Raw genomic sequence first — 21,527 nt, forward strand, 5'->3', positions numbered from 1 at the left:
CAGGCAGATTCGCAGCCATGCGAGACGTCCTTGTTGCCCTGTTCGCCCTGTTGACCCTGCCCGTCTTCGCGCAGGGCTGGGATCATTATGACAATGCCCGATTTGGTTACAGCATCGCCGTGCCGACTGGCTTTGTCGGTCAGGGCGAGAGCGAGAACGGGGATGGTCAACACTTCGCTTTGCCCGGTCGCGCCATTGCGCTGAGCGTCTGGGGGGGCTGGCTGAATCACTTCGATAGCGAAGTTGCGGCCCGCATGGGCCAGGATGCGGCTGATGGCTGGAACCAGACCTATCAGGCGGTCACGCCGCGCTGGGCCAGCTGGTCAGCGAGCGCGGGTGGTCAAATTCTCTACCAGCGCATGATCGCACTTTGTGACGGCCAGAGCTACGCCGCCTTCCGCGCCGAATACGGCGTGCGCGACCGGGCCGAGATGGACCCGGTCATTGAGCAATTGGTGGCCAGCCTGCGCGGCAGCACCTGCTAGAATTCGATCCCGACCTGCGCCTTCACCCCGGAGCGGAAGTGGTGCTTGATCTCGGTCATTTCGGTGACGAGATCGGCGATCTCGATCAGTTCGTCCTTGGCGTTGCGACCGGTGACGATGACGTGGGTATCGACTGGCTTGTTCTTGAGAAACTCGACCACTTCCTCGATTGGCAGATAATCATAGCGCAGGCAGATATTGAGCTCGTCGAGCAGCACCATCTTGTAGCTGGGGTCCGAGATCAGCTTTTTGGCCTGCTCCCAGGCCTTGCGCGCGGCGGCCAGATCGCGCTGGCGGTCGGCAACGTCCCAGGTAAAACCTTCGCCCATGGCGTTGATGGTGACCAGCTCGGGAAATTTGAGCAGCACGTCGCGCTCGCCGGTCTCCCAGACGCCCTTGACGAACTGCACCACCCCGACCTTGAAGCCATGGCCAAGCGCCCGGAACACCATGCCGAAGGCGGCAGTCGACTTGCCCTTGCCCTTGCCCGTGTGGACGATGAGCAGGCCTTTTTCCTGGGTCTTGGTGGCCAGGATCTTGTTGCGCGCCTCGCGCTTCTTGCGCATTTTCTCGGCGTGATAGGCATCACGCTCCGCCTCGGTCATGAGGTCGGTTTTCTTGACGGGCTTGGCTGGCGTGTCGGTCATGCAAGGTGCTCCGCGTGTTCAATGATCAATCTCGCGGCCACTTCGGGCGCGATGTCGGTAGTATCGAGGTCAAATCGATTAGGATGCCTGACCCCCAGGATGCGTCGTTTTGTGCGAACCCTCCTGGCACCCGACGCATCGGTCATCTTGAGCCTGGCCTCGCGATCTGCCGAAGGTATGCGCGCGTCATGGGCAGCGTCCGAGGCTGTGAGCAAAACTGGCACGAAAGTGGCGTTGCGTTGTTGGGCGACCGCGACAACCTCGGCAAAGGCGGTGTGGTCCATCGGATCGTCTTCCATCAGGGCGTTGGTCAGAACGAAACTGGCATCGGGCCGGGCGATCTCCGCCATGGCGATCAGCGCCTGGCGCCGGATGGTCATGATCAGCTCCCAGGCCTGCGCCGGGATCGGGGCCTTCCCGTCCTCACGGATCAGCGAAAAGACCACGTTGTTGGCCAGATGATTGTCGAAAACCCGCGCGCGGGTTGCTTCGGCGATAGCCCGCGCAATGGTCAGCTTGCCGACGCCATAATGGCCAATCAGGTAGATGATGGTGTTGTTCATGACTCGCCCCCCAGCAAAGCGTGGGCCGAGTTGGAACGGGGGGCCCACAACCCTCGTTCGCGGGCGTCGTTGAATTTGGCGATGAGTTCGTCATAGCCGTAGCGATTGGCCTGCCGAATAAAATCACGGGTCGCGTCGTCCTCGATGAAGGCCTCAAAAGCCAGATCGAAATGGTGCGTTTTGACCGCCCCGGTGGTGGCGGCAAAGGCGAACATGAAATCGACTGTGGCGATGATCTCAAAGGCGCCGCGATAGCCGTGGCGCTTGACGCCGTTGAGCCATTTGGGATTGACGACGCGGGATCGCATCACATGGCTGATCTCTTCTTCCAGCGTGCGGATAACGGGCCGTTCGGGGCGGGAGTGATCATTGTGATAGGCGGCGGGTTTGAGCCCCGTCAGGGTTTCAGCGGCGGCGGAAAGACCGCCCTCAAACTGATAGTAGTTGTCGCTGTCGAGCAGATCGTGCTCGCGATTGTCCTGATTGTGGATCACCGCGTCGATAACGGAGAGGCGCGCCGCAAAGCGGTCGCGCTCGGGGATGCCGGTGGCCCGGGCGCCGTAGGCATATTGCCCCCATTCGAGCGCCTGCTTGCCCAGATCGGCCTTTGTCGACCAGTTGCCGCTATCGATCAGGGCATTGAGCCCGGCGCCATAGGTGCCCGGTTTGGAACCGAATATGCGATGCCCGGCAGCCAGGCCCGCCTCGGCTTCGCTTTGCCCGGCAGCCATCATGCCCAGTGCATCGGCGCGCATGCGTGCAGCTATGGGATTGTCCTCAGTGGGTTCATCGAGCGCGCCGATTGCGCGGATGGCGCGATCGAACAGGGCCATCTGGGCCGGGAAGGCATCGCGGAAGAAGCCGGAAATGCGCAGGGTGACATCGACGCGTGGCCGACCCAGCTTGGGTAAAGGGATGATCTCATAGCCCGAGACGCGCAGCGACCCCGGATCCCAGATCGGCTTGGCGCCGATCAGGGCAAGTGCCTGGGCAATATCATCGCCGCCCGTGCGCATATTGGCTGTGCCCCAGACCGAGAGCGCGACCGAACGCAAATGATGGCCATGGTCCTGCAAGTGACGCAACACCAGGCTTTCAGCCGATTTCTGCCCCAGTCCCCAAGCGGTCGGGGTGGGCACGGCTCGGTTATCAACCGAGAAGAAGTTACGACCGGTCGGCAGCACGTCAAGGCGACCGCGTGATGGTGCGCCTGAAGGGCCAGGGGCAATGAATTTTCCATCCAGCCCGTCGAGCAGGGCCTGAAATTCAGCCGGCCCAGACCGGGCCAGGCGCGGCCGGATGATGGTCTCCACGGTGTCGAGCACGGCGCGCGTCGCGGTCCAGCCCGCCTCTGGCATTATGGTGCCCTCAACCAGGTCAGCCGCGATGGCCTCGAGTTGTTCGACCACGTCGCCGACGCTGCGGGCACTTGCTGCCGGGGAAACGATGGGCGGCCCCGACCAGGTCTGGCCCAGTTTGGCCGTCAAGGGATCAATTCCTAGTTTGAGATCATCCGCCAAAGCGCGGATGAGCGAATTCTCCCCTGCCCCGTCGCCGCGCGGCACGCGCGCAAGCGCCACGATCAGATCACGCTCCAGATCGCCCTGCGGCGACCGGCCAAAGATGTGCAGGCCGTCGCGGATCTGGGCTTCCTTGAGATCGCAGAGGAAGTTGTCGATCTTGATCAGGGCTTCGGTTTCGTCCTCGGGCAAACCGATATCGCGGTCGAGCCGGCTGTCGCGGGTGAAATCGAGAATGCGCCGCTGCAGATCGGCCAGCCGGCGCCGGTCCATGCCCGAGGCTGCGTAATACTCATCGAGCAGCGCTTCGAGGTCCTTGAGCGGTCCATAGGTTTCCGCCCGCGTGAGTGGGGGCACCAGATGATCAATGATCACCGCGCCTGTGCGCCGCTTGGCCTGAGTGCCCTCGCCGGGATCATTGACGATGAACGGATAGAGATGGGGTAGTTGGCCCCAGAGTGCGTCAGGATAGCTGAGCGCGTCCAGCGCGGTGGCCTTGCCCGGCAGCCATTCAAGCGTGCCGTGCTTGCCGTTGTGGATCAGCGCGTGGGCGCCATGCTCATGGCGGAGCCAGAGATAGGCAGCCAGATAGGCATGCGGCGGGACCAAAGCAGGGTCGTGATAGCTCTCGGTTTCGTCGAGATGATAACCCCGAGCGGGCTGCAGCAGGATCGCGACGTTGCCCAAGACCAGTGCGGGCAGATGGAAGCTGTCGCCCCGCACAAATGGATCGGTCGCGGGATCACCCCAGCGGCAGGTGATTTCGGCGCGCATCGCTTCGGGTAGTGCGGCGAAGAGTTCGGCGTAGCGGGACAAGGTCAGCGTTGCCGGAGACACGCCACGCGCCGGATCGGCATTTGTCGGGCCGGACTGGAGGGCGGTGATGAGTTCTTCCGAGGTCTGTGGTAATGCCGACCCCAGTGCATAGCCCTCCGCCTCCAGCGCCTTGAGCATCTCCACTGTCGAAGCGGGGGCGTCATAGCCGACGCCGTTGGCAAGACGACCATCCCGGATGGGGTAGTTGGCCAGAACGAGGCCAATCCGCCGCTCAGACCGGGCCGTTGCGCGTAGCCGGGACCAGTTTGCGGCCAGCGCTGCGGTGCGGGCGATGCCTTCGGCGTCAGGCGCATAGGCGGTCAGAGGGATCTGGCAGCGCTCGTGCCAGATTGCATCAGCACGGTGGCCGACGATCAGCCCAGCCAATCGTCCATCGACCTCGGGCATAACAAGGAACATAGCCATGTCCTTGGCGCTCAGGCCCTGGCTATCGGCCAGCCATTGATCCTGAGAGCGGCCGGACTGAATAAGCTGAATGACCGGAGCGTCGGTCCCAGCAAAAGGGTTTGCCTTACCGTCCAGACCATCAATCCCCAGCGCGAAACCAGTGAGATTCAGGATGGTCGTGGGCGCGACATCGCCCAGAACCTGCTGCACGAAACGGACGCAAGCGGCTTCCTTGAGCGAAGAGACCAGCACGGGTACCGGCGCTAGTCCCTGCTCAACCAGCGCAGCGATCAGCGCTTCAATGGTTGCCGTTCCGGCGCCTTCGAGCGCCGCGCGGTAGAACAGGATCGGGACATGGGCAGGCTTGGCGCCGGGAGGCAGGCAGAGCTTGTCGCGGATGTTTGCCTGATCCGTGACACCCAGTCCGGGATACCAGAGACCAAAGCGCGCAAAAGGCTGGGGGTGCAGGTCGGTGAGCAAGGCCCCCGCATCCGTCTGCTGAGCGACCGACCGCTCCCCGGCGCGGCCCGGTGCGGCAAGTGTGTGGAGCCCCTTCAAGATCGCATCGGCGTTGTCAGGCCCGCCAGCGATGAACAGGCTGTGCAGCCGGCTCCAATCGTCAGGATGGACCGTGGAGCGCGATTGCAGAATGGGATCGGGACTGGCATCCCCCGGCAACAGGGCAAGGGGGATTTTGTGGTTGGCGCACAGCGCCGTCAGTTCATCAACGCCATACTGGAAGTAGGCCGCGCCGCCGATCAGACGCAGTACTACCAGGCGTGCATGAGCCACTGTCTGCTCAAGCCACAGATCGACGGAAAGGTTGTTGGAGAGACGCAGCGTATTGGCGAGACGCAGATCGTCTTCGCCAGCGCGATCGGCTGCTCCCGCCAGCATGGACAATTCGCTATCGGCCGAACTGGCAAATACCAGCGCACCGGGGCGCTGATTGAGATCAATCGCCTCGCCCTCTTGCTGAATGGCGCCGGCCTGGGCCGATAGCAGATGCATGAAGCGCTAGGCCTTTTTGAGGAACTCGGTGCGCAAGACCAGGCCCTTGACCTTCTCGGCATTGCATTCGATTTCGGCAGTATCGTCGGTCAGACGAATATTCTTGACCAGAGTGCCGCGCTTCAGGGTCACCGAGGTACCCTTGACCTTGAGGTCCTTGATCAGGGTGACGGCGTCGCCGTCATTGAGTTGGGTACCGTTACTGTCCTTGGTGGTCTCACTCATGCTGCTGCTTTCTCAAGGCTGGAGGTGATGGCGGCGCGGTCGAGCGGGCTTTCACCGATCACAACAAGGGCGGTATCGCGCGTTTCGCCGTCTTTCCAAGGACGGTCGAAATAGGCCGTGATGCGGGGGCCTACGGCCTGAATGGCCAGACGGGCGGCTGCCCCGGGCACAGCGGCAAAGCCCTTAAGGCGCAACACATCATGAGTGCGAATAGTGCTCTCGATTATGGCCAGCAATTCGTCCTTGCCGGCAATGGCAGGCAGGCGGATCGAGAAGCTGTCGAAATCATCATGCTCATGCGGCTCGCCTTCATGCTCAAGCTCATGATGGCTGGGGCGGTTGGCGATGTCGTCTTCGGAGCTCATACCCAGACCGAGCAAGGCGGTGATATCGACATGGCCGTTCTGAGCGCGCAGCACGCCGACACCGGGGCGCAGTTCGGCCCTGATATTGGCTTCAACCTTGTCGAGCATGGCGGCGTCGAGCAGATCGGCCTTGTTGATCACCACCAGATCGGCCACCGAGAGCTGGTCTTCAAACAGCTCGCCCAGCGGCGTTTCGTGGTCGAGCATTTCATCCTGACGACGCTGCGCATCAACAGCTGCCTCATCAGAGGCAAAGCGCCCCTCGGCCAGAGCCGACGCGTCGGCGACGGTAACGATGCCATCAATGGTCACCTGTGCCTTGATCTCGGGCCAGTTGAAGGCGCGGATCAGTGGCTGGGGCAGCGCCAGTCCTGAGGTTTCTATGATGATATGATCAAACTTATCAGGGCGAGCCAACAGCGCCTGCATGGTGGGAATGAATTCGTCGGCCACGGTGCAGCAGATGCAGCCATTGGAGAGTTCGACCATGTCCTCTTCGCGGCAGGTCTCATCGCCACATCCGGCTAGTATGTCCTTGTCGACGCCAAGATCACCAAACTCATTGATGATCAAGGCAATGCGCTTGCCCTTGGGGGCATGAGCGAGCAAATGGCGTACCAACGTTGTCTTACCTGCGCCCAGGAAGCCGGTGATGACGGTAGTAGGGATCTTGCTCATGAATGGGCTCCGGCGGACTGACGCGTGAAATGGTCGTGCAGGCGGCCAAAGACGAGGCCCAGCACGACCCAGAAGACGGCGGCGTTAAAAAGCGATGCGCTCACAAAACTGGCGGCCATACCGGCGGGCACGGCAGTGCCCGCTTCGGGTGGCTGTGGGGCACCGACCACGTGAGGCAGAGCGACCAGTGCGATGGCAGCGGCCAAGGCCCATGGTGCCTGAATTTTGGCAGCCAGGACAAAGGCGCCACCTGTGCAGAGAGCGGCGAGCCCCCACCAGAGCTGACGGGCGACCGTGTCAGCCACAGGCATACCCGGCAGACCGGGCGGCAGGCCAAATGCTGGTGCCAGTGAGAAGGCGGCGAACCCGCCCATACCCCAGAGCAGACCAGTTGCCCAGCTGATGGGTAGATTGAAGAGCAATGATACGGCGCCGATGATCAGGGCAAACCCGGCGGCCATCAGCAGATTGGCGAGGATGGTATAGCCGGTGCGCTCAAAACCATCCTGTGGCGCCCACTGGGCCGGGTCATGGCTGTGTGGCACGGCGGCTTCGCCGTCGGCGTGTTCGTGGGCGTGCTCGGCGGGTGCGGTACCCTCATAGCTTTCCGCAGCAACGATGAGTGGGGTGACACGAAGATATTGAATGGCAGACGTGATCAGGCCAGCACAAAGCGCTGCGAGAACCGCAGCAAAAAACAGATTGCGAAACATGTGAGTTCTCTCGTTATTCCGGCCCTAGTGGCAGGGAAAGCCCATGGCGTGGCGGGTGTCGTGCGCGCCATTGTGCAGGCGATAATCGCCAGCAAAGCCGGTACCGACCAGAAGGGTCAGACCGAGCATCAGTGCAAGGGCACCAGCGATCAGACGCTGGGAGATCGAGAGAGACTGGAGACCAGTCGCGGTATTTGCAGTGGTATTGGTATTCATGGCAGCACCCTCCGTGCGCGGAATCGTGAAGGCCGTTTGGCCCGGTTCGTGTGCCGGCAGGTCTCCTGGCTCGCGGTGGAGATAGCTCTCTCGCCTTCCCGGCTTGCGCCAGTGGCATAGTGAGAGAGTGCACCGCTTACAGTTGCGGGGGCAGCCACGGTTTTGCGCCCTGATGGGTACGTCGCACCGTGTTCCCTTTTGATCCCTCCGGCACAACGGCCTTTGGGAACCAACACCAGACTGGTTTGCCACCAAATGGCGCAAACCGCAATGTCTGGCAGGCCGTTGCTCGGAAAACAGTGGCCCGGTCAAGTCCACGACAGGCCCAGAGAGGGTGATTACAGACCGACGAACCCTACCGACTCGCTTTAGATCTGGCGCAAGCAAGGAGATTGCAATGAAGCCGATCAAATTCAGCCGCGAGGAAACCAAGGCCATCGTTGGCGAAATACAGGACTATTTCCGCGAAGAGCTCGACGAAGATATTGGCGCGATTCCGGCCGAGATGCTGATGGGCTTTTTCGCCGACAAGATGGGGGCCTATTTTTACAATCGCGGCGTTTATGACGCCCAGGGGCTGATGCGCGAACGTATGGACAGCCTGACCGATGATCTGTTCGCCCTGGAGCAGCCCACCAAGCATTTGCGCTAGGCGGGCTGCTAAATCGTCGCCCTAGCCCAGGCAGTCAACAAGACTTGTAGCCAGCCCGCGCAACAGGTTCGGATAGAGATCAATTCCTGCTTCCAGCGCACCGCCCTCGGGATCAAGCGTGCCCGAACGGGCAGCGCTGCCCTCGGTAATTGCGTTGATAATGGTGGGTGCAAAATTGGGTTCGGCAAACACACAGGCTGCGCCCAGTTCGACCAGCCTGGTCTTGAGCTCGTCTATGCGCGCTGCGCCGGGCATGGTGTCGGGCGTCACGGTGATGGAGCCGGCAAGATTCAATCCGAAACGCGCCTCGAAATACTGATAGGCGTCGTGAAAGACAATAAAGGGCTTGTCCTTGACCGGAGCGAGCATGGCATCGATCTCCGCCTCGAGCTCATCCAGACGCACCAATTGGGCTTCGGCATTGGTCTGGTAGGTGGATGCGTTGGCTGGATCGGCCTGGGCAAGTGATGTCGCGATTTGAGTGACCATCAGCTTGGCGTTTTCGGGATCGAGCCAGAAGTGCATGTCGCCTTCGCCGTGCTCGTCATCGGCGCTTTGTTCGCCTTTCATGGCATGATCTTCAGCGCCGTCATGATCATGGATTGCATCATGCGCATGTTGATCGTCGTGCTCGTGTGCTTCGAACGCACCTCCCTCTCTGACGGGCAACAAGACGATGCCCGGTGCCGCCGCCAGTTCCACAACGTCGGCACCAGTTGAGAGCGTTTCGAGGGCGTCGCCGAGAAACAGCTCCAAGCCATGTCCGGTCCAGAAGACCAGGTCAGCATTTTGCAGCGCATCGGCATCGGATGGCTTGAGGGCGTAGGTGTGTGGCGAGGCCGAACCGTCCACGATCAGATCCGGCTCGCCTACCCCCTCCATGACCGCAGCAACGAGGGAATGTACGGGCTTGATAGATGCCACGACGCCGGGCGCTGCCCAGGCAGTGGTTGTGAGAAGACCTGCCGTCAGCATGGCATATGGAGCGAGCAGTTTCATCTGGGAGACCTCATCCTGGGCAATGTCGATATATGATATGTTATGTTATTACGCTTGCGGCGTTGTTATGCTATAACGTATTGAACGCCGTCAAGAGGCGATGGATGGAAGCTTTGGCAGAACAAGAAATCCTCATTACGCTGGCTGGTGCCGGCGTTGTGCGCGGTGGCCGAAAACTGGTGAGCGGGGTCGATCTGACCATTGCGCGCGGCGAGATCGTAACCCTGATCGGCCCAAACGGGTCTGGCAAATCGACCACCGCCAAACTGGCGACCGGGGTCCTCAAGCCCAGTGTGGGCACAGTGACGCGGCAACCGGGTCTGAAGATCGGCTACGTGCCGCAAAAACTCACGATCGACTGGACACTGCCGCTGACTGTAGAGCGCCTGATGACGCTGACAGGACATTTTTCTGCCAGCGCAATTGCTGCCGCACTGGACGCTGTCGGCGCGGCACATCTGCTCAAGGCGGCCGTGCAGGAGCTCTCGGGCGGCGAATTCCAGCGCGTGCTGTTTGCCCGCGCCATGATCCGAAAACCTGATTTGCTGGTGCTCGACGAGCCCGTACAGGGTGTCGACTTTTCTGGCGAAGTGGCACTGTACGATCTGGTTCGGCAGATCCGCGACACGACGCGCAGCGGCATTTTGATGATCAGCCACGACCTGCATGTGGTGATGGCCGAAACCGATACTGTGATCTGTCTGAACGGCCATGTCTGCTGTCGCGGCACGCCGACTGCGGTCAAGAACAGCCCGGAATATCTGCGGCTCTTTGGCGAACGCGCTGGTGGTGCGCTGGCGCTATATCAGCATCACCATGACCATGAACACCATGATGACGGCTGCGTTGTGCCCGAGGGACAGACGCACGATCACAGTCACGGCCATGAAGGGCACGACCATGTTCGCTGACTATTTTTCGCGGGCACTTATCGCGGGTATCGGTCTGGCCCTGGTCACGGGGCCGCTCGGGTGCTTTGTCGTTTGGCGACGCATGGCCTATTTCGGAGACACCATGGCCCATTCAGCACTGCTCGGTGTCGCGCTATCGTTCCTGCTCTCAATCAATCTGACGCTGGGTGTCTTCGCTGTCGCCGCCATGGTGGCGGGCGCGCTGATCGTGCTGCAGCGACAGGCGACGCTGTCGACCGATGCGCTGTTGGGCATATTGAGCCACTCCACGCTGGCTGTCGGCCTGGTGCTGGTCGGCTTTTTAACCACGGTGCGGATCGACCTGATGGGGTTCCTGTTCGGTGACATACTGGCCGTCTCGATGCAGGACATCGCCATCATCTACGGGGGTGGCATTGCCATACTGGCTATTCTGATCCTGGCTTGGCGGCCACTGCTCGCCTCCACGGTCAGCCCGGAACTGGCAGAGGCCGAAGGCCTGCGACCTGAGGCCAGCCGGTTGGTGCTGATGATCCTGATGGCCAGCGTGATTGCCATTGCCATGAAGCTGGTCGGGGTGCTGCTGATCACGTCTCTGCTGATCATTCCGGCGGCGACGGCCCGCCGTTTGAGTTCGACGCCTGAGGCCATGGCGGCCGTTGCCGCAGTCCTGGGCGCCGTTGCCGTTGTCGGCGGCCTGTTTGGCTCGCGAACCTGGGACACCGCCTCAGGTCCATCCATTGTGGTGATGGCCCTGATTGTATTTTTGCTGTCGCTGACTGTTCCGGTTACGCGGCTGTTCGGCAGGAGGACGCCACATGGCACATAGTCACGCCGCCCCAGGTGATCTGACGCGCAATCAGGGACTGGTGCTGGGCACTTTGACAGGTTCATCGGGGCCGCTCAGCGCCTATGACATTCTCGACAAATTGCGGGCTGACGGTCTTCGCGCGCCGCTGCAGGTGTATCGGGCCCTGGACAAGCTGGTTGAACGCGGATTGGCGCACCGGCTGGAATCGCTGAATGCCTTTGTTGCTTGCGCGGACGAGCATTGCCATCGCAAGGGGCTGATTGCCTTCGCGATCTGCAGTGATTGCGGCAGGGTCAATGAGTTCGCCGACGCGGTAATCGAGGAACGGCTGGGCAACTGGGCCGGCGATCAGGGTTTCAAGGTCGAGCGAACGACAATGGAAATCCGGGGCAAGTGCGCGCAATGCGCGGTCGTAGCCTGACGCAGTTCGCTATACGCGTGTGTCGTGACGTGCAAGATGGATCGTGGACAGGCTGGGCGACTACGGGAGGACCTACCCTTGAATGCTGCAGAGCAAATCGATCAGTTGATTGCAGGCCTTGGGGATTGGCGTGGCGATACCCTCGCCAAGGTGCGCAAATGCTTCATCGGGACCGATCCAGAAATTGTCGAAGAGTGGAAGTGGATGGGGAGCCCGGCATGGACCCGTGATGGCCTAATTGCGGTGGGAGACGCCCACAAGGCCAAAGTAAAGGTGACCTTTGCCTACGGTGCCAGTCTGCCTGATCCGGATGGGGTGTTCAACGGCAAGGACAATGGCAAGACAAGGCGCTCGATAGACATCTTTGAAGGCGACACCGTCAATGCAGATGCACTGGAAACGCTGATACGCGCCGCCATCAGCTACAATCTCGACAATCTCAAGAAAAACGCCGGGAAGCGCGCGCGGAAAGATACCGACAAGGCATCCTGAGACGCCGCGCCTAGTTAAGGGTCAGGAAGTGCACAGCGGCGGCGCCATAGACCCGGCGATCATCGAGTGCGAAGGCGTCGGGAATGGCGATCTCGGCCTCAGCGCTCTCTTCAAAAACCAACGTCGCGCCAGCGTTGAGCCAGCCCCCCTGGCCAAGCCGTCCAATGCCTGCTCCCCCAGACCCTGCCCATAGGGAGGATCGAGGAATACAAGATCGAACTTGCCGAATGTGCCGGTGGGGCCAAGATTGATGGCATCGCGGCGCAGCAGCTTGGTGTTGCCACCGACGCCAAAGGCCTCGATATGATCGCGGATCAAACCGCGCGCTTCGGCGCCCATATCAACAAAGGTCGCATGAACGGCGCCACGCGACAGCGCCTCAAATCCCAGTGCGCCGGTACCGGCGAACAGGTCGAGCACGCGCAGCCCGTCAAACACCGGGCCAAGACGTGAGGCGAGGATGTTGAACATGGATTCGCGCACGCGATCGGCCGTCGGGCGAATGGAACCGTCCGACGGAGAAATTAGCTGCTTTCCCTTGAACCTGCCGGCAACGATGCGCACGGATCAGACCTTGGGACGGCGTGGGCCGGACGGACGACCGGCACCACCACTGGGGCGTCCTGGACCACCCGACGGACGACCACCACCCGCGGGGCGACCCGCGCCACCTGTGGGACGTCCGGCACCGGGTCGCCCGCCACCGGCAGGACGACCGCCGCCCGCAGGCTTGCCGGGACCACCAAAGGAACGACCACCGGGCTTTGGACCACGCTGAGGTGCTGCACCGTCGCGCTTGGGATGAGGCTTACCGTCGGAACGGGTCTTGGGCTTGCCATAGGTCTTGGACTCGGACCCCAGATCGTCACGGCCGGGACGCGGACCGCGCTGTGGGCGGGCTGGACGTTCTGGCCGATCCGCGAACACGGGACGATCACCCTCGGGGCGATAGCCGCGTGCAGGTTTGTCGGAGAAATTGCGGCCGGGGCGCTTTGCCTCGCCCTTGAACGCGGCGCCTTCACCACGTTCGCTATCGGGACGCAAACGGGGCTCAAAGCTGCGCGCCGGACGCTCGCCACCTGGGGCGTCGCCACGACGTGGACCACGCGGGGTACCCGTGAAGGCACGGTCACGCGGTGGGCGCTCACCGCCCTCGGGCCGTGTACGCGGCGCAAAGCTGCGGGCAGGACGCTCACCAAAATCGCGCGACGGACGCTCGCTGCGCTCTGCACCCGGGCGGGCCGACGCAGGACGATCGCCATAGGGACGCTTGGGGCGGTCGCCGTCTTCACGGCGTGGGCCGCGCGGCTTGTCGCCAAAGGCCTTCTTCTCAAAGGGTTTCTTGTCGCCATATGGCTTCTTGTCGCCATAGGGTTTCTTGTCCCCAAAGCTCTTCTTGTCGCCAAACGACTTCTTGTCACCGGGCTTGCCGCCCGCAGGACGTGGCGCCTTCTTGCCATAGCTGCTTGCGGGCTGATCATCGGGATCACGCCAGGCTGACTTCTTGCCCAAATTCTTTTGCACAAAATCCTCTGGCGCACGGCCATCTTCATCAAAGTGAATGCGGCGCGGCGGCGGCGCGTCTTCATCGCCAAAGGTCTCTTCGCGCTTGAGCATGGGCTTGCGACTGTCAAAACGACCGGGGCGATCCTGGCGCGGACGTTCAGCGCGGATTTCTTCCTCGGTCTTTTCAGCGCCATCCGTAAAGCGGAAGCGCTGACGGGCAATCTCGACGGTGTTGGTGCCGCGGCCCGTCAGGCGGTCGCGCGTGGGCTTGCCCTCTAGCGCATTGGCTTCAGGCATTTCGCTGTCGAAATCGACGTCAGCGGCATCGGCAAGCTTCTTGCCGAGCTGGTCGCGCAACATCTTCGCCTTGATGGTCTCGATACCGCCGACCGGAATATCGGCAAGCTGGAAGGGACCGTAGCTGACCCGGATCAGGCGATTCACCTCGAGGCCCAGTGCGCCCAGCACATTCTTGACCTCGCGGTTCTTGCCTTCGCGCAGCGCCAGTACAAGCCAGACATTGGAACCCTGCTCGCGTTCCAGGGTCGCTTCAATGGCGCCGTATTTGACGCCATCAATTTCGATGCCGTCCTTGAGCTTGTCCAAGGCAGCCTGGGTGACCGAACCATGGGCGCGCACGCGGTAGCGGCGCAGCCAGCCTGTCGCAGGCAGCTCCAGCACACGCTTGAGGCCGCCATCATTGGTGAGCAGCAGCAGGCCCTCAGTGTTGATATCCAGGCGGCCTACAGTGACTACGCGCGGCAGGCCGTGCGTTTCAAGATGTTCAAAGATGGTCTCGCGGCCCTCTGGGTCCTTCTCTGTGACCACCAGACCAGCAGGCTTGTGGTAGAGCCATACGCGAGTGCCCTGACGCGCCGCCAGCGGAGCGCCGTCGACCATGACCTTGTCACGATCGGTTACGTTGAAGGCGGGAGTCACTACCTTCTTGCCGTTGACCACAACGCGGCCTTCGGTGATCCACACCTCGGCGTCTCGACGCGAGCAAAGCCCGGAGCGGGCGATGACCTTGGCGAGACGATCGCCGGTATCAGGTTTGACGGGGGTGGAGTCGTTCAGTTCGCGCATTTTTGCGGGCTTTCATGTCATGCGTGACCCATTGGGGCGGCGCAGAAAGGAGAAAGCGGCCGGATCATCCGGCCGCCTTGTCGTCGTAGAAACCGGACCGAGGCCTAGTTGGTAATTTCGGACTTCGAGAGACCAACGCTAGGACCGCCACCGATAGAAGGCGAAGCGCTGTTTGACTGCATTTGCCGGCGGATGGCCTTACGCACCTCTTCAGGGCATTTCGGATCGTTGAGCGACACCAGATCGCCGCCGGGTGCCGAGCAGATCAGATCAGCGTCACCTACACGGATAAAGTACTCATCAGGCGGCATGTAGAGCGGGCGCTTGGTGTTGACGCGCACATCGATATTGGCCGCACTCATGCGGGCCTGGAGGGCTCTGGCTTCGGCGTCCGTCAACGGGCGACCGGCCACCGAACGCAGATCAACCACACGCGCATTGCGCAGGCGCTGCAGATCAGCCTCAGTCAGATTGCTGGCGTCAATCTGGGCGGTATCGCTGTCGGTCGGCAATTGCGCAGATGCCGTTTGCGCTGTGGGGGTTGGCAGACTCTGACCCGACTGGGGAAGCACCAGCGGTGCGCGGGCTTGGGTCAGCTCTTCTTTGGGCGCTTCGCCGGGGATTAGGCCCAGGCCGCGTGCGGTCGAGCTCATCACTTCGCGTTCAAAGGTACCTGGGTCGGTCAGCGCATTGGTGCCTTCGACCGTGGTGCAGGCAGCCAGCGCCAGTGCCAATACGAGCGCGAGCGCAGCGGATCCAGCCCGGGAGGTGGCGCGAAGAGCAGCCTGCTGCCCCGTCATTGCAATACGCATGAAACGTCCTTCAAGATGTCGGCGGCGCTTATAGCGCATTCTGCGCACTAAGACCAGATTCTGGCGGCAACGTGTTCGCGCCCCTCAGGCCGCGGATTTACTGGGTCGACCAATGCCGATCAGGTCGGCAATCAGCAGGATCACGCCGAACGTTATCGCGACGTCGGCAATGTTGAAAATGTAGAATGACCACGTTCCCCAATGGAGGTGGAAAAAATCTGCCACCGCACCATAAAGCAGTCGATCAAGAGCATTGGAAAGCGCCCCACCGATACACAGTGCCAGCCCCATGCGGATCAGCGGCGTTTCGGCACGGACCCACCAGACGGACAAGGCGGCTATCGCCACCAGCATGATGGCACCCAACCCCCAGACCGGCATGCCGTCAAGCAGGCCGTAGGAGACACCGGTGTTCCAGACCAGCACGTAATCGAAGAAATCGGTGACTCGAACAATCTCGCCACCGCGCCAGCCGGTCATGGCAAAGGGAACGTAGCTGACAAGAACCTCAACGCACTTGGCGGCCCCAACCGAGATGCAATCGGCCGAGACCTGATAGGCCTTGTGTGCACGATCCAGGCCAAAGGCCAGAACGGCCATGGTCAGCGAGAAATAAAACGTTGGGTCAGTCAGTGATCGGCGATCCATCATTGATCTCCAGGTCGCCTATGGCGACGGCACGCGTTCTGCCCATTCGGCCTGTTCCCCGGCTCATGCCGGAGAACATTTATCATTACAGACGCAATCGCTAGAGCCCAGCAGCCGCACGCTCGCGCAGCGCCTGCGCGTCGCGGGGCGATACTTCAGGATACTCGGGGTCCGAACCTACGTCAGGCAGCACCTTCCACGACCGCGCACAACGCGTACCCTCGGCAAGCGCAGGCAGCACGGCGATACCGGCAACATCATCGAGGCGAAACGCTTCAGACGGGCCTTCACCGGTCTGGACTACGATGGCGGACGTGATAGCGATCTCGGCCAGATCCTGGCCCTTGAGCGCCGTCAGATAGCGTTCATCGGCAAGGAATACCTGGGGGGCAGCCTCAAGTGAGGAGCCGATACGTTTTTCGCGACGTTCGATCTCAAGCGCACCGGTGACCACACGGCGGACGCTGCGGATAAGCTGCCACTTGGCCGCAAGATCACTATTGAGCCAATCGCCCGGCACTTCGGGAAACAGGCGCAGATGGACCGAGGAGCCTTCTTCCGGGTGCCGTTCAAGCCAGACCTCTTCCATGGTGAACACCAGAATCGGAGCCAACCAGGCCGTCAGACAATCGAACAGGTGATGCAGCACGGTCAGCGCGGCGCGGCGCTTGATCGAAGAGATCGGGTCGCAATACAGCGCATCCTTGCGGATGTCGAAGTAGAAAGCGGAGAGTTCGATGTTCATGAAGTTGGTCAGCAGGGTGACGACCTTGCGGTAGTCATACTCCTTGTACGCCCCGCGCACCTGAGCATCGAGCTGAGCCAGCCGGTGCAGGATGACCTGCTCGAGTTCGGGCATGTCCTTGGCGTCTACCGCGTCCTTGGCGTCGTAATGGGCAAGGTTGCCCAACAGCCAGCGCAGCGTGTTGCGTAGCTTGCGGTAGCTGTCGACCGTGGTCTGGATGACTTCCTTACCGAGGCGCTGATCTTCCTGATAATCGGTAGAGGCAACCCAGAGACGCAGGATGTCGGCGCCGTATTGCTTGATGATATCTTGGGGGGCAACGGTATTGCCCAGCGACTTACTCATCTTGCGGCCTTCGCCATCCATGGTGAAGCCATGGGTGAGTACGCTCTCATAGGGCGCAAAGCCGTTGGTGGCGCAGCTTTCCAGCAGGCTCGAGTGGAACCAGCCGCGATGCTGGTCACTACCCTCAAGATACATCGAAGCGGGGAACTTCAGATGCGGCCATTTCTGCTTGTTGCGCAGCACCCAGGCGTGGGTCGTGCCCGAGTCGAACCAGACGTCGAGGACGTCGCGGATCATCTCAAAATCGTCTGCCTTGTACGCGTCGCCAAGGAAGCGCTGGGCCGCGCCGTCCTTGTACCAGGCATCTGCGCCTTCGGCCTCGAACGCATCGGCGATCCGGTGATTGACAGCTTCGTCCTTGAGGACTTCATTGGTGCCCTTGCGCACGAAGACGCTGATTGGCACGCCCCAAGCACGCTGACGGCTGAGCACCCAATCGGGGCGGTCGGCGATCATGGCGCGCAGGCGGTTCTGGCCCGAAGCCGGGTAAAACTTGGTCGCATCGATGGCGTTGAGCGCGCGGTGGCGCAATGTATCGCCAGCCGCGCCCTCGATATCGCGATCCATATAAACGAACCACTGCGGGGTATTGCGGAAGATCACCGGCTTCTTGGAGCGCCAGGAGTGTGGATAGGAGTGCTTGACCCGGCCACGGGCGACCATAGCATTGCGCTCGGCGAGGGCCGAGATCACCCGGTTGTTGGCATCACCCTTTTTGCCGTTATCATCGATGACGCGAGCGCCCTCAAGGCCCGGTGCGTCCTTGGTGTAAAAGCCGTCATCGCCGACCACATAGGGGATGGCGCTGTCGATGCCCTTTTCGCCCAGCAGTCGGGTCGAGTTCATCCAGATTTCAAAGTCGTCGAGACCATGACCGGGTGCGGTGTGCACAAAGCCTGTACCGGCGTCGTCAGTGACGTGTTCGCCATCGAGCAGGGGCACTTCGAAATTGTAGCCTTCGCCCAAACCACGCAACGGGTGGAAGCACGAGGTGATGTGCGCCGGATCGACATCCCCGATGCGGGCGAATTCTTCGACCTTGGCCTTGGCAAAGGTGTCGGCAGCCAGATTGTCGGCCAGGATATATTTCTCGCCCGTGGAGGCCCAATTGCCCTCGGGCGCTTTGGTCACTTCATAAAGGCCATAGGCGATCCTGGACGAAAACGAGATGGCCCGGTTGGCCGGGATGGTCCACGGCGTGGTGGTCCAGATGATCACCGACGCGTTCAGATCATGGAATGCACCCGAGGTGACTTCACCGCCGCCCGAACGGACCGGGAACTTTACCCAGATGGTGTCGCTCTCATAGTCGGCATATTCGATTTCGGCTTCAGCCAGAGCCGTGCGCTCGACAACCGACCACATCACAGGCTTGGAGCCGCGATAAAGCTGGCCGGAGCTGGCCACCGTCATCAATTCGCGCGCGATCTGGGCCTCGGCGTCAAAGCTCATGGTGAGATAGGGATTGTCCCACTCGCCCAGGATGCCGAGCCGCTTGAACTCTTCGCGCTGTACATCGACCCACTGCTCAGCAAAGCTGCGGCATTCCTGCCGGAATTCAACGACAGGTACGTCGTTCTTGTCCTTGCCTTTGGCGCGGTACTGCTCTTCAATCTTCCATTCGATAGGCAGGCCATGGCAATCCCAGCCCGGCACATAGGCTGAGTTGAAGCCCAGCATCTGCATCGAGCGTGAAACCAGATCTTTCAGCGTCTTGTTGAGCGCATGGCCGATATGGATATTGCCGTTGGCATAGGGAGGGCCATCATGGATGGTGAAGAGAGGGCGATCCTTGGCCTGCTCGCGCTGCAGGGCAAAGATGTCCATTTCTTCCCAACGCTTGAGCCATTCGGGCTCGCGCTGCGGCAGGCCCGCGCGCATGGGGAAGCTGGTTTCTGGCAAAAATAGGGTTGCCGAATAATCGGTTTCGGCGGCGCCTGTGACGGTATCGGTCATGGGAAACGGCAATCGTTCTGGAGATTTGGCTGCCTTTTAGCAAGGCAGGGGCCATGGGGCAAAGGCTGATTTGGGACAGCTGGCGTCGGTGGCGATCAGCCGATGAAGCCAAGTTTGCTGTCTAGCGCGCCGATGGGGCGCGCGGTGCTAATGAGCTCCCGGGCCTTGCGGCTGTCGCGATCCATGGCGGTAATCAGTTCGTCGAGCCCGGAAAAGACTTCCTGGCCACGGATATGGCCAATCAACGCGACCGAAATGGTCTGCCCGTAAATGTCCTCATCGAAGTCGAACAGATGGGTCTCAAACGGCGGGCGCTGATTGTTAAACATGGGCTTGCCGAAGGCGGCTACCCCGTCAAGCAAGCGGCCGGCAACCTTGGCGCGGACGGCATAGACGCCTTGTGCCAGCTGAAAGCTGGCATGGGTCATGGTGTTGGCCGTGGGATAGCCAAGCTCCCTACCCCGCTGGTCACCCTTGACCACGCAGCCATCGAAAAACCAGTGATAGCCCAACAGTCGATTGGCTGCCGAGACCGCCCCTTCGGAGAGCGCTGCGCGAATACGCGAAGACGAGATGACCTCATCGCCTTCATCCATCAGGTCGAGCGTTTCGACAGCAAAGCCGTTGGCGTCGCCGGCAGCCTTGAGGAATGCGGGTGTACCGCGACGCTGACGCCCAAAGTGGAAATCGGAGCCGACAATGACGCCGGTCACTCCCAGCGCATCAATCAAAAAGCGTGCGACAAAATCCTCGGCTTCGATCTGCGAAAAGTCTCGATCGAATTTGAGGATGGTGACCGCATCAACACCAAAGGCCTCGGCCAGCCTGGCCTTGGAATCGCCTTCGGTGAGCCGGAACATGAAGGGAGCGGGTGCGAACACATCGCGGGGATGCGGCTCAAACGTCAGCACCATCGCCGGAACACCTGCGGCGTCAGCACGGGCCTTGAGCGCTGAGAGCACCATTTGATGGCCGCGATGAAATCCATCGAAGTTGCCGATGGCAATATAGGCGCCGCGCAGCGAAGCGGGCACGGCATCGAGATTGGACAGGCGCTGAAACGTGCTCATCGCTGCTACCAGGTCAGCCGCGGCAGAAAGCCCGCCATATTCGCACGGCTGGGTGCCACCAGATCAATAATGGCCTGCGGATCAGGTTTTCCGAAGGCGTCGAGCTCAGCGGCGTGGATCGAGCCGGTGACAAACAGCAGATCGAGCCCGAACTTGGCGGCGCCTGTGGCGTCGGTCCGCACGCTGTCGCCGATTGCCAATACGCGCGATTTATCGAGACTTTTTCCGCCAGCCTGCTCAGCCAGACGAAAGGCTTCCTCGTAGATTGGCTGATAGGGCTTGCCCGCCATGAGGACCATGCCACCCATGGCAGCATAGAGGTCGCCCAACGCACCGCCGCAATAGATGATCTTGTCGCCATGCTCGACGACGCGGTCGGGGTTCGCGCAGATCATGGGCAGCTTGCGCTGCAACCAGAACTTGGCGCGTTCACGGTACATTTCAGGAGTATCATCATCGGTATCGAGATCGGTGACGACAACGGCCTCGGCCTCGTCGGCGCCCGTGCGGCGAACATTGAGCCCTTCATAGAGCGCATCATCTTCAGTGGCCGGTCCGACATGATGGATGGCCTTGCCGGAATATTTGCCGATCATCGCGCGCGTTGCATCACCTGACGACACGATGGCGTCGTAGGCGTCGCGTGTGACGCCAAGGCGATCAAGCATCTCGATCAGCGGACCAGAGGGACGCGGCGCGTTGGTGATGAAGACGACCTTGCCGCCCGCCTTGCGGTATTCAACCAGCGCATCAACGGCACTGGGGAATGCCGAGACACCGTTATGCACAACGCCCCAGACATCGCTCAGCACGGCGTCGTAGAAGCCGGCAAGGTCAGATAGGCCGGAGATGGTGGGTAGCTGGCTGGTCATCGCTGAGATCCGGTGCGTGCGGGATGTGGGCTGTATGTGGCAGCTTGCCCCTTGGGATCAAGGGGAAACCACAATGTGACTGGGTATCACAGCTTTGGCGACAGGCCGAAATGATGGCAAATCTGCACCGCGCTAGCCCGCGGCGTGGCCATATCGACAATAGTAAGATCGCTGAACTCGCGACTGGCATAGCCCTCCACATACATCTGGCGCGTGCGGAGGATCTCGTGAGGGCGCAACTGGCGACTTCCGCGATTACTCGTGGCAGTTTCGACTGGCGGTGCCAGCGTCACCACACGCAAATCAGCGTGTCTGGTAGCGCTGACGCGCAGCAATCTTTGGTAATCGTTGTGACGCAGCGGTGTTGCCAGCACCAGTACCGCGCCATCTGCGGTAGCAATGAGATGCTCTAACCGCCGCATGGAGGCCTCGATACGGGCGACCAGAGGCGCATCATCGGGGGCATCGTGATCATCACCATCAAAAAACGCTGCCCGGGGCACAATGGCGGCCAAGGCTTTTCCGGTGGTGGTCTTGCCAGCATTGATGGGGCCGTTGAGCACCACGACCAGCAT

General features: G+C 61.3%; 21 protein-coding genes, 1 pseudogene and 1 riboswitch. Of the genes and pseudogenes, 6 read left to right on the forward strand and 16 right to left on the reverse strand.

Going from position 1 to position 21,527, the window contains the following annotated elements; all coding sequences use genetic code 11:
* Positions 1 to 17: 17 nt before the first annotated feature.
* Positions 18 to 485 (forward strand): hypothetical protein, encoded by a 468-nt coding sequence (locus tag AC0L37_RS13870; RefSeq protein ID WP_282220785.1) that lies wholly within the window; start codon positions 18 to 20, stop codon positions 483 to 485.
* On the opposite strand, the gene cobO is transcribed toward AC0L37_RS13870, so the two are convergent.
* From cobO to AC0L37_RS13905, 7 genes are read right to left on the reverse strand one after another with little or no spacing between them, the layout of a single operon-like run.
* Positions 482 to 1,132: a cob(I)yrinic acid a,c-diamide adenosyltransferase gene (gene cobO, locus AC0L37_RS13875; RefSeq protein ID WP_427857072.1), complete on the reverse strand. Its 651-nt coding sequence runs from the start codon at positions 1,130 to 1,132 to the stop codon at positions 482 to 484. The genes AC0L37_RS13870 and cobO overlap by 4 nt on opposite strands.
* Entirely contained in the window at positions 1,129 to 1,695 is a 567-nt protein-coding gene (locus AC0L37_RS13880; RefSeq protein WP_282220784.1) for a hypothetical protein, read from the reverse strand. The genes cobO and AC0L37_RS13880 overlap by 4 nt, the downstream gene beginning before the upstream one ends.
* On the reverse strand, positions 1,692 to 5,450 hold the full coding sequence (gene cobN, locus AC0L37_RS13885) for a cobaltochelatase subunit CobN (RefSeq protein WP_282222945.1): 3,759 nt from the start codon (positions 5,448 to 5,450) through the stop codon (positions 1,692 to 1,694). The genes AC0L37_RS13880 and cobN overlap by 4 nt, the downstream gene beginning before the upstream one ends.
* Positions 5,451 to 5,456: 6 nt before the next feature.
* Entirely contained in the window at positions 5,457 to 5,675 is a 219-nt protein-coding gene (locus AC0L37_RS13890; RefSeq protein ID WP_269368124.1) for an alkylphosphonate utilization protein, read from the reverse strand.
* Positions 5,672 to 6,718, reverse strand: a complete 1,047-nt coding sequence (cobW, locus tag AC0L37_RS13895) for a cobalamin biosynthesis protein CobW (RefSeq protein ID WP_282222944.1) — start codon at positions 6,716 to 6,718, stop codon at positions 5,672 to 5,674. Before cobW ends, AC0L37_RS13890 begins: the two co-directional genes overlap by 4 nt.
* Positions 6,715 to 7,431, reverse strand: coding sequence for a CbtA family protein (locus tag AC0L37_RS13900; protein WP_282222943.1), 717 nt, complete (start codon positions 7,429 to 7,431; stop codon positions 6,715 to 6,717). The genes cobW and AC0L37_RS13900 overlap by 4 nt, the downstream gene beginning before the upstream one ends.
* A 24-nt stretch (positions 7,432 to 7,455) precedes the next feature.
* Positions 7,456 to 7,647, reverse strand: coding sequence for a CbtB domain-containing protein (locus AC0L37_RS13905; RefSeq protein ID WP_212658888.1), 192 nt, complete (start codon positions 7,645 to 7,647; stop codon positions 7,456 to 7,458).
* A 38-nt stretch (positions 7,648 to 7,685) separates the two neighbouring features.
* Positions 7,686 to 7,896, reverse strand: a riboswitch (cobalamin riboswitch).
* Between the two features lie 148 nt (positions 7,897 to 8,044).
* Between AC0L37_RS13905 and AC0L37_RS13910 the strand changes: the two genes are divergently transcribed.
* The gene (locus AC0L37_RS13910; RefSeq protein WP_212658889.1) at positions 8,045 to 8,299 is read left to right on the forward strand and encodes a DUF2164 domain-containing protein; all 255 of its coding nucleotides are present in this window, start codon (positions 8,045 to 8,047) and stop codon (positions 8,297 to 8,299) included.
* 21 nt (positions 8,300 to 8,320) lie between these two features.
* On the opposite strand, the gene AC0L37_RS13915 is transcribed toward AC0L37_RS13910, so the two are convergent.
* Positions 8,321 to 9,298, reverse strand: coding sequence for a zinc ABC transporter substrate-binding protein (locus AC0L37_RS13915; RefSeq protein ID WP_282222942.1), 978 nt, complete (start codon positions 9,296 to 9,298; stop codon positions 8,321 to 8,323).
* A 104-nt stretch (positions 9,299 to 9,402) separates the two neighbouring features.
* On the opposite strand from AC0L37_RS13915, the gene AC0L37_RS13920 reads away from it, so the two are divergent.
* From AC0L37_RS13920 to AC0L37_RS13935, 4 genes are read left to right on the forward strand one after another with little or no spacing between them, the layout of a single operon-like run.
* Positions 9,403 to 10,209, forward strand: coding sequence for an ATP-binding cassette domain-containing protein (locus tag AC0L37_RS13920; RefSeq protein WP_212658891.1), 807 nt, complete (start codon positions 9,403 to 9,405; stop codon positions 10,207 to 10,209).
* Positions 10,115 to 11,017, forward strand: a complete 903-nt coding sequence (locus AC0L37_RS13925) for a metal ABC transporter permease (RefSeq protein ID WP_473313141.1) — start codon at positions 10,115 to 10,117, stop codon at positions 11,015 to 11,017. Before AC0L37_RS13920 ends, AC0L37_RS13925 begins: the two co-directional genes overlap by 95 nt.
* On the forward strand, positions 11,007 to 11,420 hold the full coding sequence (locus tag AC0L37_RS13930; RefSeq protein ID WP_282222940.1) for a Fur family transcriptional regulator: 414 nt from the start codon (positions 11,007 to 11,009) through the stop codon (positions 11,418 to 11,420). Before AC0L37_RS13925 ends, AC0L37_RS13930 begins: the two co-directional genes overlap by 11 nt.
* 36 nt (positions 11,421 to 11,456) lie before the next feature.
* Complete coding sequence (locus tag AC0L37_RS13935; protein ID WP_473313143.1) at positions 11,457 to 11,912, forward strand: DUF1801 domain-containing protein; 456 nt, start codon at positions 11,457 to 11,459, stop codon at positions 11,910 to 11,912.
* Positions 11,913 to 11,922: 10 nt separating this feature from the next.
* Here the strand turns inward: AC0L37_RS13935 and rsmD are convergent.
* The 8 genes and pseudogenes from rsmD to AC0L37_RS13975 all read right to left on the reverse strand — a co-directional run bounded on the left by rsmD (position 11,923) and on the right by AC0L37_RS13975 (position 21,527).
* Positions 11,923 to 12,476: pseudogene (gene rsmD / locus AC0L37_RS13940) on the reverse strand (16S rRNA (guanine(966)-N(2))-methyltransferase RsmD).
* Between the two features lie 3 nt (positions 12,477 to 12,479).
* Positions 12,480 to 14,504 carry a pseudouridine synthase gene (locus AC0L37_RS13945; protein WP_282222939.1) on the reverse strand — a complete coding sequence of 675 codons (2,025 nt, stop codon included), beginning with the start codon at positions 14,502 to 14,504 and terminating at the stop codon, positions 12,480 to 12,482.
* A 104-nt stretch (positions 14,505 to 14,608) separates the two neighbouring features.
* Positions 14,609 to 15,316: a hypothetical protein gene (locus tag AC0L37_RS13950; protein ID WP_282222938.1), complete on the reverse strand. Its 708-nt coding sequence runs from the start codon at positions 15,314 to 15,316 to the stop codon at positions 14,609 to 14,611.
* An 84-nt stretch (positions 15,317 to 15,400) separates the two neighbouring features.
* Positions 15,401 to 15,964, reverse strand: a complete 564-nt coding sequence (lspA, locus tag AC0L37_RS13955; RefSeq protein WP_282222937.1) for a signal peptidase II — start codon at positions 15,962 to 15,964, stop codon at positions 15,401 to 15,403.
* A gap of 100 nt (positions 15,965 to 16,064) precedes the next feature.
* Entirely contained in the window at positions 16,065 to 19,010 is a 2,946-nt protein-coding gene (gene ileS / locus AC0L37_RS13960; RefSeq protein ID WP_282222936.1) for an isoleucine--tRNA ligase, read from the reverse strand.
* Positions 19,011 to 19,105: 95 nt separating this feature from the next.
* Positions 19,106 to 20,080 (reverse strand): bifunctional riboflavin kinase/FAD synthetase, encoded by a 975-nt coding sequence (locus AC0L37_RS13965; RefSeq protein ID WP_282222935.1) that lies wholly within the window; start codon positions 20,078 to 20,080, stop codon positions 19,106 to 19,108.
* Between the two features lie 5 nt (positions 20,081 to 20,085).
* Positions 20,086 to 20,952, reverse strand: a complete 867-nt coding sequence (locus AC0L37_RS13970; protein WP_282222934.1) for a TIGR01459 family HAD-type hydrolase — start codon at positions 20,950 to 20,952, stop codon at positions 20,086 to 20,088.
* Between the two features lie 86 nt (positions 20,953 to 21,038).
* On the reverse strand, positions 21,039 to 21,527 hold the full coding sequence (locus AC0L37_RS13975; protein ID WP_282222933.1) for a shikimate kinase: 489 nt from the start codon (positions 21,525 to 21,527) through the stop codon (positions 21,039 to 21,041).

It is taken from the genome of Devosia sp. J2-20 (assembly GCF_055808475.1).

Coding starts and splice junctions, on each gene's coding strand:
- AC0L37_RS13870 (WP_282220785.1), top strand. CDS start 18: ATGCGAGACGTCCTTGTTGCCCTGTTCGCCCTGTTGACCCTGCCCGTC.
- cobO (WP_427857072.1), bottom strand. CDS start 1,132: ATGACCGACACGCCAGCCAAGCCCGTCAAGAAAACCGACCTCATGACC.
- AC0L37_RS13880 (WP_282220784.1), bottom strand. CDS start 1,695: ATGAACAACACCATCATCTACCTGATTGGCCATTATGGCGTCGGCAAG.
- cobN (WP_282222945.1), bottom strand. CDS start 5,450: ATGCATCTGCTATCGGCCCAGGCCGGCGCCATTCAGCAAGAGGGCGAG.
- AC0L37_RS13890 (WP_269368124.1), bottom strand. CDS start 5,675: ATGAGTGAGACCACCAAGGACAGTAACGGTACCCAACTCAATGACGGC.
- cobW (WP_282222944.1), bottom strand. CDS start 6,718: ATGAGCAAGATCCCTACTACCGTCATCACCGGCTTCCTGGGCGCAGGT.
- AC0L37_RS13900 (WP_282222943.1), bottom strand. CDS start 7,431: ATGTTTCGCAATCTGTTTTTTGCTGCGGTTCTCGCAGCGCTTTGTGCT.
- AC0L37_RS13905 (WP_212658888.1), bottom strand. CDS start 7,647: ATGAATACCAATACCACTGCAAATACCGCGACTGGTCTCCAGTCTCTC.
- AC0L37_RS13910 (WP_212658889.1), top strand. CDS start 8,045: ATGAAGCCGATCAAATTCAGCCGCGAGGAAACCAAGGCCATCGTTGGC.
- AC0L37_RS13915 (WP_282222942.1), bottom strand. CDS start 9,298: ATGAAACTGCTCGCTCCATATGCCATGCTGACGGCAGGTCTTCTCACA.
- AC0L37_RS13920 (WP_212658891.1), top strand. CDS start 9,403: ATGGAAGCTTTGGCAGAACAAGAAATCCTCATTACGCTGGCTGGTGCC.
- AC0L37_RS13925 (WP_473313141.1), top strand. CDS start 10,115: ATGACCATGAACACCATGATGACGGCTGCGTTGTGCCCGAGGGACAGA.
- AC0L37_RS13930 (WP_282222940.1), top strand. CDS start 11,007: ATGGCACATAGTCACGCCGCCCCAGGTGATCTGACGCGCAATCAGGGA.
- AC0L37_RS13935 (WP_473313143.1), top strand. CDS start 11,457: ATGGATCGTGGACAGGCTGGGCGACTACGGGAGGACCTACCCTTGAAT.
- AC0L37_RS13945 (WP_282222939.1), bottom strand. CDS start 14,504: ATGCGCGAACTGAACGACTCCACCCCCGTCAAACCTGATACCGGCGAT.
- AC0L37_RS13950 (WP_282222938.1), bottom strand. CDS start 15,316: ATGCGTATTGCAATGACGGGGCAGCAGGCTGCTCTTCGCGCCACCTCC.
- lspA (WP_282222937.1), bottom strand. CDS start 15,964: ATGGATCGCCGATCACTGACTGACCCAACGTTTTATTTCTCGCTGACC.
- ileS (WP_282222936.1), bottom strand. CDS start 19,010: ATGACCGATACCGTCACAGGCGCCGCCGAAACCGATTATTCGGCAACC.
- AC0L37_RS13965 (WP_282222935.1), bottom strand. CDS start 20,080: ATGAGCACGTTTCAGCGCCTGTCCAATCTCGATGCCGTGCCCGCTTCG.
- AC0L37_RS13970 (WP_282222934.1), bottom strand. CDS start 20,952: ATGACCAGCCAGCTACCCACCATCTCCGGCCTATCTGACCTTGCCGGC.
- AC0L37_RS13975 (WP_282222933.1), bottom strand. CDS start 21,527: ATGCTGGTCGTGGTGCTCAACGGCCCCATCAATGCTGGCAAGACCACC.